This is a genomic window from Serratia sp. Sp408 (genome assembly GCF_057180665.1).
The window spans coordinates 974888-988124 of the sequence record NZ_JBXUFT010000001.1 but is presented as its reverse complement, the minus strand read 5'-3'; the positions used below and the strand labels follow the sequence as shown (position 1 = coordinate 988124).

Annotated in this window: 14 protein-coding genes; 11 read left to right on the top strand and 3 right to left on the bottom strand. The window is 53.9% G+C overall.

The features are described 5' to 3' along the window. Window positions 1-38 precede the first annotated feature (38 nt). The 4 genes from AC2AXP_RS04680 to AC2AXP_RS04665 all read left to right on the top strand — a co-directional run bounded on the left by AC2AXP_RS04680 (window position 39) and on the right by AC2AXP_RS04665 (window position 2892). Window positions 39-323 (top strand): hypothetical protein, encoded by a 285-nt coding sequence (locus tag AC2AXP_RS04680; protein WP_004964291.1) that lies wholly within the window; start codon window positions 39-41, stop codon window positions 321-323. A 217-nt stretch (window positions 324-540) separates the two neighbouring features. Continuing rightward, window positions 541-795 carry a biofilm formation regulator BssS gene (gene bssS, locus AC2AXP_RS04675; RefSeq protein ID WP_004964293.1) on the top strand — a complete coding sequence of 85 codons (255 nt, stop codon included), beginning with the start codon at window positions 541-543 and terminating at the stop codon, window positions 793-795. Window positions 796-937: 142 nt separating this feature from the next. Next, complete coding sequence (gene solA, locus AC2AXP_RS04670) at window positions 938-2059, top strand: N-methyl-L-tryptophan oxidase (protein WP_198772696.1); 1122 nt, start codon at window positions 938-940, stop codon at window positions 2057-2059. A 209-nt stretch (window positions 2060-2268) separates the two neighbouring features. Continuing rightward, the gene (locus AC2AXP_RS04665; RefSeq protein ID WP_004964297.1) at window positions 2269-2892 is read left to right on the top strand and encodes a LuxR C-terminal-related transcriptional regulator; all 624 of its coding nucleotides are present in this window, start codon (window positions 2269-2271) and stop codon (window positions 2890-2892) included. A 21-nt stretch (window positions 2893-2913) separates the two neighbouring features. On the opposite strand, the gene AC2AXP_RS04660 is transcribed toward AC2AXP_RS04665, so the two are convergent. Next, window positions 2914-3975 (bottom strand): AI-2E family transporter, encoded by a 1062-nt coding sequence (locus AC2AXP_RS04660; RefSeq protein WP_039992779.1) that lies wholly within the window; start codon window positions 3973-3975, stop codon window positions 2914-2916. Between the two features lie 436 nt (window positions 3976-4411). Between AC2AXP_RS04660 and AC2AXP_RS04655 the strand changes: the two genes are divergently transcribed. Together AC2AXP_RS04655 and AC2AXP_RS04650 are read left to right on the top strand one after the other, a co-directional pair. After that, the gene (locus AC2AXP_RS04655) at window positions 4412-4966 is read left to right on the top strand and encodes a cytochrome b (RefSeq protein WP_004964301.1); all 555 of its coding nucleotides are present in this window, start codon (window positions 4412-4414) and stop codon (window positions 4964-4966) included. A gap of 24 nt (window positions 4967-4990) precedes the next feature. After that, the gene (locus AC2AXP_RS04650; protein WP_039992214.1) at window positions 4991-5566 is read left to right on the top strand and encodes a YceI family protein; all 576 of its coding nucleotides are present in this window, start codon (window positions 4991-4993) and stop codon (window positions 5564-5566) included. A 53-nt stretch (window positions 5567-5619) separates the two neighbouring features. Here AC2AXP_RS04650 and trhO read toward each other — a convergent pair whose 3' ends face one another. Then, window positions 5620-6675, bottom strand: a complete 1056-nt coding sequence (gene trhO / locus AC2AXP_RS04645) for an oxygen-dependent tRNA uridine(34) hydroxylase TrhO (protein ID WP_039992216.1) — start codon at window positions 6673-6675, stop codon at window positions 5620-5622. Between the two features lie 207 nt (window positions 6676-6882). Between trhO and AC2AXP_RS04640 the strand changes: the two genes are divergently transcribed. Next, window positions 6883-7980 (top strand): NADH:flavin oxidoreductase/NADH oxidase, encoded by a 1098-nt coding sequence (locus tag AC2AXP_RS04640; protein WP_004964308.1) that lies wholly within the window; start codon window positions 6883-6885, stop codon window positions 7978-7980. A gap of 19 nt (window positions 7981-7999) precedes the next feature. Here AC2AXP_RS04640 and AC2AXP_RS04635 read toward each other — a convergent pair whose 3' ends face one another. Further along, the gene (locus AC2AXP_RS04635; RefSeq protein ID WP_371901508.1) at window positions 8000-8125 is read right to left on the bottom strand and encodes a histidine kinase; all 126 of its coding nucleotides are present in this window, start codon (window positions 8123-8125) and stop codon (window positions 8000-8002) included. 318 nt (window positions 8126-8443) lie between these two features. Here AC2AXP_RS04635 and AC2AXP_RS04630 point away from each other — a divergent pair, with 318 nt between their 5' ends. From AC2AXP_RS04630 to AC2AXP_RS04615, 4 genes are all read left to right on the top strand, one after another. Then, entirely contained in the window at window positions 8444-9364 is a 921-nt protein-coding gene (locus AC2AXP_RS04630) for a Kdo(2)-lipid IV(A) acyltransferase (RefSeq protein WP_039992217.1), read from the top strand. Between the two features lie 101 nt (window positions 9365-9465). After that, window positions 9466-9750, top strand: coding sequence for a YciI family protein (locus AC2AXP_RS04625; protein WP_004964316.1), 285 nt, complete (start codon window positions 9466-9468; stop codon window positions 9748-9750). 190 nt (window positions 9751-9940) lie between these two features. Further along, the gene (gene mdtG / locus AC2AXP_RS04620; RefSeq protein WP_198772697.1) at window positions 9941-11182 is read left to right on the top strand and encodes a multidrug efflux MFS transporter MdtG; all 1242 of its coding nucleotides are present in this window, start codon (window positions 9941-9943) and stop codon (window positions 11180-11182) included. Window positions 11183-11651: 469 nt separating this feature from the next. Continuing rightward, entirely contained in the window at window positions 11652-13202 is a 1551-nt protein-coding gene (locus AC2AXP_RS04615) for a peptide MFS transporter (protein ID WP_004964323.1), read from the top strand. Window positions 13203-13237 lie beyond the last annotated feature (35 nt).

The following is a 13237-nucleotide window of genomic DNA, read 5'->3' as shown; positions in this document are numbered from 1 at the left end:
ACCATGGTATCTGGCGACGTTTGACAGGAGTGTGTTGCATGGCCCCGGACAAAGAAAAACCCGAAGAAGCGATGACCTTCGGTGAACTGTTGGCGTTGATCGCCGATCAAAAACGTCGATTGAGCGTGCTGGAAGTGGCATTCTCCTATCTGGCGTTTGGTCTGGACAGCAAAGCCAACCAGCTGTTGATTCATAGTTTAAAACTCGAATCACAAAATCAGAATCGGGATAGCGAAACGCAAAAACACTTTGCCCACCTGGCGGCCGAATTGGAAAAACACGTCCAGCCGCCGACTACCCTACCGCCACAAGAGGCTCCCTGAGCCTGGTTTCAGCCGGCCTTGGCCGTCAAGTCCCGTTAGGCCGCCCACAGCACTTTCGCCTGTTTTTTGCGCAAATGAGCATTTTTTTTACAAAAAAACGCAGGAAAAGCGACACCCTACAGAGGGTATGCGTATACTGTAAATGCTCCTCATGATGATGAGCCGCATCGATCCTCGTTAGTTACTCATGCTAGTTACTACTCAATAAGGGGTCTTTATGGACAGAAATGATGAAGTAATTCAGACGCACCCGCTTGTTGGTTGGGATATCAGTACTGTCGACGTCTATGACGCCATGATGATACGCCTTCATTACCTGTCTTCACTAGACCAAACGCCCGAAGAAGCCCAAGTAGACAGAACGCTTTGGTTAACCACCGATGTCGCCCGACAACTTATTAACATTCTAGAAGCCGGCATCGCCAAAATCGAATCAACGGATTACCAGGATCTTGATCGTAAAAAACACTAACGCTTCCATCACTCACCTCTAAAGCGCCGGCGCACACTCCTGGCGCTTTTTCTTTGGCTGTTACCGCAACAACGGATGCATTGATAAGACCAACCTTTTATTATGGGGCGATAAGCAACGCGCAACAGTGAGGAAGGGTGACGTGGAATATGACTTGATCGTGGTGGGCAGTGGTTCGGTAGGCGCCGCCGCGGGGTATTACGCAACGCAGGCCGGGTTAAAGGTGTTGATGATCGACAGCGCCATTCCGCCACACAGTAACGGCAGTCATCACGGTGATACGCGGATTATTCGCCATGCCTATGGCGAGGGTGAAAAGTACGTGCCGTTAGTGCTGCGCGCACAGGCGCTGTGGAATGGCCTGGCCTTGACCAGCGGTGAACAACTGTTCCACGCCTGCGGCGTGCTGAATATCGGCCCGCACGATGCCGAATTTATCACCAACGCGCGCCACAGCGCCCACGCTTTCCGCCTCAATAGCCAATTGCTGACCGCCGATGAAATCCAGCAACGCTGGCCAGAATTCAGCGTACCGTCAAACTACGTGGCGGTGTTTGAACCTGATGCCGGTTTCTTGCGCGCCGAACTGGCGATAGCCCAATATATCAAACTTGCCAAAGATGCCGGCTGCAGCCAGCTGTTCAACTGTGCGGTAACATCGGTTGCGGCCATGGATGACGGGGTTGAAGTTACCACGCCGGAAGGCCGCTTCCAGGCACGCAAGGTGGTGGTTGCCGCAGGCACCTGGGTGAAGAAATTGCTGCCGCTGTTGCCGGTAACGCCATTGCGTAAAGTCTTCTCCTGGCATCAGGCGGATGGGCGTTATAGCGAAACCAACCGCTTCCCGGCGTTTACCGTGGAAGCGCAGGATGGCTGCCATTATTATGGTTTCCCGGCCGATAACGACGGTTTGAAAGTCGGCAAACATGACGGCGGCCAGCCGATCGACGATCCCGCCCAGCGCACGCCTTTTGGCAGCATTGCCAGCGACGGCAGCGAGGTATTCAACTTCCTGCGCCAGCATTTGGCGGGCGTTGGCGTCTGTCTGCATGGCAAAGCCTGTACCTACGACATGAGTCCCGATGAAGACTTTATTATCGATACCGTGCCCGATTGCGCGAATATGATGGTCATTAGCGGATTGAGTGGTCATGGTTTCAAGTTTGCCAGCGTGTTGGGCGAAATTGCCGCATTGTACGCCCAGGATAAAACCATTCCGTTCGACATATCGCCGTTTGCGCTGCGCCGTTTCAATCACGACTGATTAGGTTTGTCGTCGCCTGCGACCGCTCGGCGCAGGCTGATTCCACTTTCGTTGCTCACCCCTTGCGGCTCGCTATCCGCTCTACGTTCACTTTGCCACGGAAAAAGCTTGCACTGTAGTCTGGATTTCCGAGTTGTAGAGTGCTGGCATTCCCCCTATTTTACAGATGTAATGCCCGATGTTTTTTGCTTTATCACAAGGATGTCACCATGAAACTACTTGTCGTGGACGAATGCGGCTACACCTGCCTGGGAATTGCCGGCTATTTTACCCCCCATGCTTTCAGCAGTATAAAATGCGCTAGCAGCCTGGCATCTGCCCTGCCGCTGCTGACCGGTTTCAAACCCACCCACATCCTGCTGAACCTGACCAGCGTCTGTCGGCATAACCTCGTTGACGCCCAGTTACAGCGATTTATCGACGACAGTCATTACGCCACGCTGTTTATCTACCTGGATACCCCCTATCCCTACAGCGATAATCCAATACGCATCGCCGATAACGCGTTTCTGTTCAGCAAGTCGATCCTGTCCAAGGCGTTACGCATCTTGCGTGACGAACCGGTTATGCCGCAGGAAAATCGGACCCATTCACTGTTCAGCCCGCAGGAACTGACCGTCATGCGGTTCTGGATGGCGGAAATGCCAAACTACCGCATCGCGCGCAAACTGCAGATCAGCTCACACACCGTTTATGTGCATAAACGCCATATCACTGAAAAGATCAACGTCCGCAACCGGCTGGAATTCTATTCGTTATATAACGTGCTGCGTTATTTTTACCCACCGGCTGCACCGCTCCATGGTGCCTATCTCACGCAACTGGCGGTATAGGCCTACTTTCCTTGCCTGTCGTCACTCGGGCGGCGTAGCCGGCTGCTGGCGTGGTTCCCGGCCATCGCCAAGGATCACCGCCAGTCGGTGGCCGCCATCGCTGGCTTCCAACGCTATACGCGCGATGATAGTCAGCGGCACCGACAGCAGCATTCCGACAGGCCCCATCAGCCAGCCCCAGAATATCAGCGACAGGAAGACAACCAGCGTCGACAGGCCCAACCCGCGCCCCATCACGCGCGGCTCGAGCATATTGCCAATCACCATATTGATCAGTACAAACCCGCCGGCCACCGCCACTGCATCGCCCACACCATTAAATAACAACGCCTGGATTAACGGCGGAATAGCGGCTATCACCGAACCAATATTGGGAATGTAGTTTAATAAAAACGCCAGCAATCCCCAGATAAAGGCAAAACGCACCTCCAGTAGCGCCAGGAATATCCAGACGATCACCCCGGTCGCCAGGCTGATAACCGTTTTAATCACCAGATAATGGGTGACGCCTTGCACCGCGCGCTGGATATTGGCAATGCCCTCATGCGGTTTATCCAACGCCTGTTGCAGTTTGTAAGGCAACAGCGGCACTTCAAACAGCATAAACACCACGGTCATCAACAGCAGGAAGATATTGCTCATCGCGCCGGAAAAGTGGCTCAGCAAGCGCGTCACCAGATTCATCGCGGCGGCGGGATCGATATAATGCGCAATAACCTCAAGGGAAATGGTGATATTGAAACGGTCGGCATAATACTGCAACTGACGCATTTTCTCCGCCATCATGCCGCGATATTGTGGCAACGAGCGGGCAAATTCGTTGAGTGAAGCCCCCAACATACCGATAAACAGCATCAGTAGCACCACCACCGCCGCCACCAGTAGCGCGATACCCAGCGCGCGTGGAATACGCCAGCGTTCGAGCACCACCACCAGCGGGTTAAGCACGATAGCAAAAAAAACCGCCAGCAAGAACGGCACGACAATGTCGGACGCGGCTTTGACGCCAGCCAGGATCACCACAATCATCGCCAGCAATAACGCCATGCGCAGCGTACGATCGGTCAAGATAGTTCGTCCCATTATGGTTTCCTTGATACCCTGAAGGCACATGGCCAGACCGGCCTGTGAAGCCTCCATGTTAGCAAAATCCGTAGCTGGACAGCAGGATTACCCAGCGCCAATGCTGATGAATCATGGTGTCAAAAACGGTTCACATTTTTTTTTACCGTGCCATGGCAGTTGAAAACGGCTTTTTTGCTCAATTATGTCGATGATATTTACGTAAGATTACAAAAGCGGCGATCGTGAGATTAAAATTATATAATTCAACAAAAAATAATAAACCGACGCGCCAAAGACTAATACTATCAAACGATATCTTTGACCAATTTCGACAGCTTAAAACAAATTATTTGATTGAGATAAATAAGAAGTAACATAGATAAATTAATTATTGATTTTATGTTTTTTAATGTTTAATTATTGCAACCGAACATAGGGAAAGTAAGGAAGTCCGATGCTCTGGAAAAACACCGCTGACCGCTTTGGTCACATTTCGATTTTGCTTCATTGGCTGGTCGCGTTGGCCGTCTATGGCATGTTTGCTCTTGGGCTATGGATGGTCACCCTGGGCTATTATGACGTTTGGTATCACCAGGCGCCGGAAATTCACAAAAGCATCGGCGTGATACTGTTTTGCGTGATGGTGGTGCGGGTGATTTGGCGCTTCGTATCACCGCCGCCCAAGCCGCTGGCCAGCTACGGTCGTTTCACCCGCATCAGCGCAGTGTTGGCGCACCTGGCGCTGTACGTGGTTCTGTTTAGCATCCTGATCAGCGGTTACCTGATATCGACCGCAGACGGACAACCGATCAGCGTATTCGGCTGGTTCGACGTTCCGGCAACGGCAACCGGTATGGCCAGTCAGGCCGATACCGCCGGCACTGTTCATCTTTATCTGGCCTGGGCCGTGGTAGTACTGTCAGTACTGCACGCTCTGGCCGCGCTTAAACATCACTTTGTTGATGGTGATGTCACTTTGAAACGGATGCTGGGTCGCAGCGCCGATTAACCTCGTGGATTTATGGAGATTGCTATGTTGAAAAAGACCGTATTGGGCCTGACCGCCGGCGCACTGTTGCTGAGCGCCGGCTCCGCCTTGGCCGCCGACTATAAGATTGACAAACAGGGGCAGCATGCCTTTATCGAATTCCGCATTCAGCACCTGGGCTATAGCTGGCTGTACGGTAGCTTCAAAGACTTCGACGGTGGCTTCACCTTCGACGAGAAAGATCCTTCCAAGGACAAGGTGAACGTCACCATCAATACCGCCAGCGTTGATACCAATCACGCTGAACGTGACAAGCACTTGCGCAGCGCCGAATTCCTTAACGTCGAGAAAAACAAGCAGGCCACGTTTGTCTCCACCGAGGTGAAGAAAAACGGTGACGGCTATGCGGTGGTGGGCAACCTGACCCTGAACGGCGTGACCAAGCCGGTAACGCTGGACGCCAAACTGTTGGGTCAGGGCAAGGATCCGTGGGGGGGTTACCGCGCCGGCTTTGAAGCCAATGGCAAGATCACGCTGAAAGACTTCGGCATTACCACCGATCTTGGCCCGGCGTCGCAGGATGTCGAGCTGATCATCTCGGTAGAAGGCGTGCGCGAGTAATACTCAACCGGGGCGGTCATCGCCGCCGCCCCTTTACCCCGCTGCCTGCTGCGTTACTTCTCTTCCGGTGCCGGAATATGCATCGTCGTCTGCAACAAACCTTTTGATTTATTAAAGATTTTGATGCCATTTTCGCGACCGGCGCGGCGTGCGCGCTGCTCTTCGCGCGGCAGTTTTAGCTCTTCGCGACAAATCTCACTGCAACAGCCTTCAAACTTGGCCGCACAGCTCGGGCACTGAATAAACAGCAAATGGCAGCCGTCATTCTTGCAGTTGGTGTGAGTATCACACGGCTCGCCGCACTGGTGACAGTGGGCAATCACGTCATCAGAAATGCGCTCCCCCATCCGCTCGTCGAACACAAAGTTCTTGCCGATAAACTTCAACGGCAGGCCCTGCTCTTTCGCCCGTCGGGCGTATTCGATAATGCCGCCTTCCACGTGATAAACGTTCTTGAAGCCATTGTGGCGCATGTAGGCGCTGGCCTTTTCACAGCGAATACCGCCGGTGCAGTACATGACGATCTTTTTGTCTTTATTGTCCTGCAACATGTCGACGGCCATTGGCAACTGATCGCGGAAGGTGTCGGAAGGCACTTCAATGGCGTTTTCGAAATGGCCCACTTCGTATTCGTAGTGGTTGCGCATATCGACGAACAACGTATCCGGATCGTCGATCATTTCGTTGACCCGATCGGCCTTCAGATATTCACCGACGTCGGCCGGATTGAAGCTGGCATCATCAATGCCGTCAGCCACGATGCGATCGCGCACCTTCAGGCGCAGCACCCAAAACGATTTACCGTCGTCTTCCAGCGCAATATTCAGACGTACCTGATTCAACGCCGGGTGGCTGGCAAATAACGTGGCCTTGAACGCCTCAAAGTTGCTCTGTGGCACGCTGATTTGCGCATTGATGCCCTCTTTCGCCACATAAATGCGGCCGAAGACCTTCAGTTTTTCGAACTGAAGATACAGGCTGTCGCGAAACGCCTTGGGATCGTCGAGCGTGAAGTATTTATAAAAAGAAACTGTGGTGCGCGGCTCGGTTTCGGCCAGCATGCGCGCCTTCAATTCCTCGTTAGAGATTCGGTTATGTAACACTGGCATGGTGTACGTTCCTGTCTTTCGGAGGTGACGGATTAACATGCGCGCCGGCCTAGCGCCCGCGCGCGGCGCACATGATACCCGAAAAAAGCACCTAACACAGCATTAACGGCATGGTGCCGTTCCCGGTCTAAAACTTGACGAGCATCACAAATCCGGATATGCCTGTGCTTAGCACGCGATTCATTAATAACGCACTACGAGGATATTATGAGCCAGCTATTCCAACCGATTACCCTCGGCAAACTGACCTTGCCCAACCGCATCATCATCGCACCGATGTGCCAATATTCCGCCGTACACGGCAGCGCCAGCGAATGGCACACCATGCACCTGGGGCATTTGGCAATGTCCGGCGCCGGACTGTTGATTGTTGAAGCGACCGCAGTGGCGGAGGAAGGGCGGATCTCACCGGACGATCTGGGTCTGTGGGACGACACAACCGAACAGGCACTGGCGGGAGTGATACAGGCGGTGAAAAAGCACGCCACCCTGCCGCTGGGCATCCAGCTTGGCCACGCCGGACGCAAAGCCTCCTGCGCGGTGCCCTGGGCCGGCGGCGCGCAAATCAGCCAGTCCAGCGGTGGTTGGCAAACCATTGCGCCTTCCGAGGTGCCATTCCATCCACATGACGAAGCGCCGCAAGCCATGAGTCTGGAGCGTATCGCCACGCTTAAACGGCAGTTTGTTGCAGCCGCAAAACGTGCAGACCGGCTGGGTTTCGAGTTGATTGAACTGCACGGCGCGCACGGCTACCTGCTGCATCAGTTTTTGTCGCCGCTGGCTAACCAGCGTACCGACCAGTATGGCGGCTCATTGCAAAACCGCATGCGTCTGCTGCTGGAGATTTTCAGTGAAGTCCGCGCGGTATTCCCGGCCAATAAAGCCGTCGGGGTTCGCATTTCCGCCAGTGACTGGGTGGAAGGCGGCTGGGACGAACAACAGTCGGTTATCTTGGCCAAAGAACTGAAGGAACTGGGGTGTGACTATATTCACGTTTCCAGCGGTGGTTTATCTGCGCAGCAGAAAATCCCGGTCGGGCCAGGCTATCAGGTGCCGTTCGCCGCAACCATCAAACGCGAAGTCGGCATGCCCACCATCGCCGTCGGCCTGATTACCGAACCGGAACAGGCAGAAACCATTATCGCCAGCGGGCAAGCCGATATGGTGGCCTTGGCGCGTGGTATACTTTATAACCCACGTTGGCCATGGCATGCGGCAGCCAAGTTGGGTGAGCGGGCCAGTGCGCCGCCACAGTACTGGCGTAGCGAACCACATGCGGTAAAAGGCCTGTTCAAAAACGATTAATCATCAAGGCGGGCGCCGTTCAGCGTCCGCCATGACGTTCGGTAAATCCGGCGCTCACCACGCCCGCCAACAGTACCACGCCAGCCGTCGCCAGCAGCGGGTTCGATTGCCAGTGGGCAGCCAGACTGCCTAACAGTACGCCCATTATCAATAATCCCGCGCTTAACCATGAAAACAACATAATTAACTCCTGAATATTTATGCTGCTATGATACTGGCAGCTAATGTTTCATCGCAGCCCTTTTTATCGCAACGCAACGCGCTACTGGCTATTGGCACGTTAAGATCGCGGCAGGGCAAATGATGATTTAATGCGGTCGGTTTTCCAGTTCTGCCGAAAAACTGTCACAATATATCGCTATAACCGGCAGAAAATGAAATGCGTGCCACAGGTCCCTTGGGCGAATGAACATGCTAATTATCTGTTTTTACTATTAAATGACTGCTTCTAAGCTGAGAACACATGACGCAAGTTCCCTCTTTTAATCGATCTTTATTGCATCCTCGTTACTGGCTGACCTGGTTTGGCATTGGCCTGTTATACCTGCTGGTTTTGCTACCTTATCCGGTAATTTATCAGTTAGGCACCACTTTGGGCCGCTTCTCCATGCGCTTTTTAAAACGTCGGGTAGAAATCGCCGATCGCAATCTGGCGTTATGTTTCCCCGACATGCCGAAAGCGGAACGCGAAGCTTTAGTGGTGAAAAATTTTGAGTCGGTAGGTATGGGGTTGTTTGAAACCGGCATGGCCTGGTTCTGGCCAAACTGGCGTATCGAACGCTGGTTTACCGTTAGCGGGCTGGAGCATATACAAAAAGCGCGCGATAACCAGCAAGGGGTGTTGCTGATCGGATTGCATTTTCTGACGCTGGAGCTGGGTGCTCGTATCTTTGGCATTCACAATCCGGGTATCGGCGTTTATCGTCCGCATGACAATAAACTAATGGATTGGCTACAGACCTGGGGCCGCATGCGCTCCAACAAATCCATGCTGGATCGTAAAGACGTCAAGGGCATGATCCGCGCGCTGAAACAGGGCGATATCATCTGGTACGCGCCAGATCATGACTACGGCCCGCGCAGCAGCGTGTTTGCTCCGCTGTTTGCCGTCGACAAGGCCGCCACCACCACCGGCAGTTATGTGCTGGTGCGCATGGGCAAGCCGGCGATCATTCCATTTACCCCTCGTCGCCTGCCGGATGGCAAAGGCTATGAGCTGATCATGCAACCGGCGGTGGAAAACTTCCCGTTGGACAACGAACTGGACGCTGCGGCCTTTATGAACAAAGTGGTCGAAAAAGAGATCCTGATGGCGCCGGATCAGTATATGTGGCTGCACCGCCGCTTCAAAACCCGCCCGGAAGGCGAACCATCGCTGTATTGATTGCAAACCCGCCACTGGCGGGTTTTTTTATCGCAATCTCTTGATCGTACATCACAACGGTGTGATGTTACCTGCTCACTTTTTGCGTTTTCGGAGCCGTTATGTTCATTGTCAGCCTGACCTACCACCGCCCTATCGAAGAGGTCGACAGCCTGCTCGACGGGCACATCATCTGGTTGAAAAAGTACTTCGCCCAAGGTGATTTCATCGCCGCTGGCCGCAAGAATCCCCGCACCGGCGGCGTGATCCTGGTCAAGAGCATGGCGCGTAGCCAGTTAGACCACATTCTGGCGCAAGATCCCTTCACCGCCGTAGCAGACTATGATGTTACCGAGATGGCGGTCACCACCACCAGCAGCGGTTTTGACGCGTTAAACGGCATATAGTCGCCCCTTCCCGCGTTGCCTACGCGGGAAATCATTGCCGCTGAGAATTTTAAAACTTCTTTTCATTTTGCTGCATATATTGCCATCGCTGATTTGCCGCACACCGCTTTAGAGCGCATACTTACCCCGCTAACTTTCTGCTTTGCCACGGCACCACGGCAAAACCTGACACCTTCTTTCGCGGTATTGTATGGCTCCGGCATCTGCACCCATAAACTGGAAACGCAATCTGTTCGTCACCTGGCTCGGCTGCTTTCTGACTGGCGCCGCGTTCAGCCTGATCATGCCGTTCCTGCCGTTATACGTGGAAACCCTCGGCGTAACCGGCCACCAGGCGTTGAATATGTGGTCAGGACTGGTATTCAGTATCACCTTTTTGTTTTCTGCCATTGCCTCACCGTTCTGGGGCGGCCTCGCCGATCGGCGCGGTCGCAAGCTGATGCTGCTGCGTTCGGCGCTGGGCATGGCCATCGTGATGGTCCTGATGGGCATGGCACAAAATATCTGGCAATTTTTGGCGTTGCGCGCGCTACTGGGGCTATTGGGAGGATTCATCCCAAACGCCAATGCGCTGATCGCCACCCAGGTACCGCGTAACCGCAGCGGCTGGGCGCTGGGCACCCTGTCGACCGGCGGCGTCAGCGGCGCACTGATCGGGCCGCTGATCGGTGGTTTGCTGGCAGACAGCTATGGCTTGCGGCCGGTATTTTACATTACCGCGGCGGTGCTGTTGGTGTGCTTTATCCTGACGCTGTTTTTCGTTAAAGAGCGGTTCACGCCGGTGCAAAAGAAAGACATGCTAGATGCACGGCAAGTTTTTTCCTCACTGAAAAACCCCAGGTTGATTCTGGCGCTGTTCGTGACCACGATGATTATTCAGGTCGCCAGCGGCTCGATAGCACCGATCCTCACGTTGTATGTCCGCGATCTGGCCGGAGATATTGCTAATCTGGCATTTGTCAGCGGCTTGATCGCCTCCGTTCCGGGCGTTGCCGCGCTGCTCAGCGCGCCAAGACTGGGTAAGTTGGGCGACAGAATCGGCCCAGAACGCATTTTGGTGTGCATGCTGATATTTTCGGTACTGCTGCTGATCCCGATGGCGCTGGTACAGACGCCGTGGCAACTCGGCGTGTTGCGCTTTTTGCTGGGGGCTGCGGACGGTGCCCTACTTCCGGCAGTGCAAACCCTGCTGATCTATAACTGCACCAATCAGGTCGCCGGCAGAATTTTCAGCTATAACCAATCCTTTCGAGACGTTGGTAACGTCACCGGTCCCTTGCTCGGTGCGGCAGTTTCCGCCAGTTACGGCTTTAGGGCGGTATTCTGCGTAACCGCCGTCGTGGTGTTGTTCAATGCGGTTTACTCGTGGTGGTGCCTGCAGCGCCGCCGCCCGAAACACCACGAGGACGATAGCTTGCAGCAAGAACCTTAACGCCAATTATCACCGCCGCTGGCGAATTTTCAGCCATAAGCGCCATTTTCCAACTTTTCTCCTGAGCCTACCTGCGACGTCGCCTGCGCCACAAAACAGCAACATAAAGTACATAACAATTTGTTTTATAAAAAATTAATAAAAAAAACCCTCGTATTCAGCTGTCAATAGCATTTCCGCCAAAGCCAACATAAAAACCAAAAAACTAGACGTTTGTCGACTTTTCATCTTATAAATGACTGTCAGGGGCTAGACAAAACCAGCATCAGGTTATCAAATGGTTAAATAATATCACGCCGATGCGCAGCATTTGGCCAAGTGAAGAAATGACCGCCTTGCTTTCCACGGCTATCAGGCACTGCGGCTGGAGTTTTGTCGAGTAATCCACGTTATGCGGATTACTTTCCTTAAAACACATATATCACAAGTATAAGCCGTGTCATCGCGGCACTTTTTATTGGGAATAGTTATGCAATCCTCTAACAATACTGAAAGCCGCACCTTTTTCGGCCATCCCTATCCACTCGGTTCGCTGTTCTTTACCGAAATGTGGGAGCGGTTCTCGTTCTATGGTATTCGTCCGTTACTGATTCTGTTTATGGCCGCCACGGTGTATGACGGCGGTATGGGTCTGGCGCGCGAAAACGCATCGGCGATCGTCGGCATTTTTGCCGGTAGCATGTACCTGGCGGCGCTGCCCGGCGGTTGGCTGGCGGATAACTGGCTCGGCCAGCAAAAAGCGGTGTGGTACGGGTCAATCCTGATTGCCCTTGGTCACCTGTCGATCGCCCTGTCGGCGATCATGGGCAACAACCTGTTCTTTATCGGCCTGATGTTTATCGTACTGGGTTCCGGACTGTTCAAGACCTGCATTTCGGTGATGGTCGGTACGCTGTACAAGAAAGGCGATGCCCGCCGCGACGGCGGTTTTTCGCTGTTCTACATGGGCATCAATATGGGCTCATTTATTGCGCCGTTGATTTCCGGCTGGCTGATCCGTTCCCATGGTTGGCATTGGGGTTTTGGCATCGGCGGTATCGGTATGCTGGTGGCCCTGGTTATCTTCCGTACCTTCGCGGTACCGGCCATGAAACGCTATGACAGTGAAGTAGGCCTGGACTCGACCTGGAATAGCCCGGTAACCAAGAAAAAAGGCGTTGGCGCCTGGTTGATGGTGATTGCCGTGGCGATTGTCGCCGTCGTCGCGCTGATTGCCTACGGCATTGTGGTGGTGAACCCGGTCGCCGTGGCCAGCGCGCTGGTTTACGTTATCGCCGCCTCGGTAACGCTGTATTTCGTTTATCTGTTCATGTTCGCCGGCCTGAACCGCAAAGAACGCGCTCGGTTACTGGTCTGCTTTATCCTGCTGATCTCGGCGGCCTTCTTCTGGTCGGCGTTTGAACAGAAACCGACCTCGTTCAACCTGTTCGCCAACGATTACACTAACCGTACCATCGGCAGTTTTGAAATCCCGGCGGTCTGGTTCCAGTCTATCAACGCCCTGTTTATCATCCTGCTGGCACCGCTGTTCAGCTGGCTCTGGCCGGCGCTGGCACGCAACAAGGTGCGTCTGAGCAGCATCACCAAATTCGTGATCGGCATTCTGTTTGCCGCTGCGGGCTTCGGCCTGATGATGATGGCCGCACAGCACGTACTGAACAACGACGGTGCCGGCGTTTCCCCCCTGTGGCTGGTGGGCAGCATTCTGATGCTGACGCTGGGTGAGCTGTGTCTGAGCCCGATCGGTCTGGCGACCATGACATTGCTGGCGCCGGAGAGAATGCGTGGCCAAATGATGGGGCTGTGGTTCTGCGCCAGCGCCCTGGGCAACCTGGCTGCCGGCCTGATCGGCGGCCACGTTAAGGCCGATCAGTTGGAGATGCTGCCTAACCTGTTTGCCCGCTGCTCCATCGCCTTGCTGATTTGCGCAGCGGTACTGATTCTGTTGATCGTACCTATTCGCCGTATGCTGGAAAATACCCAAGGCAAAAAACCGCAGACCTTGGCGACCGATAACTGATCGCCAATACACCTCACAACCAGCCGACGCTCCAC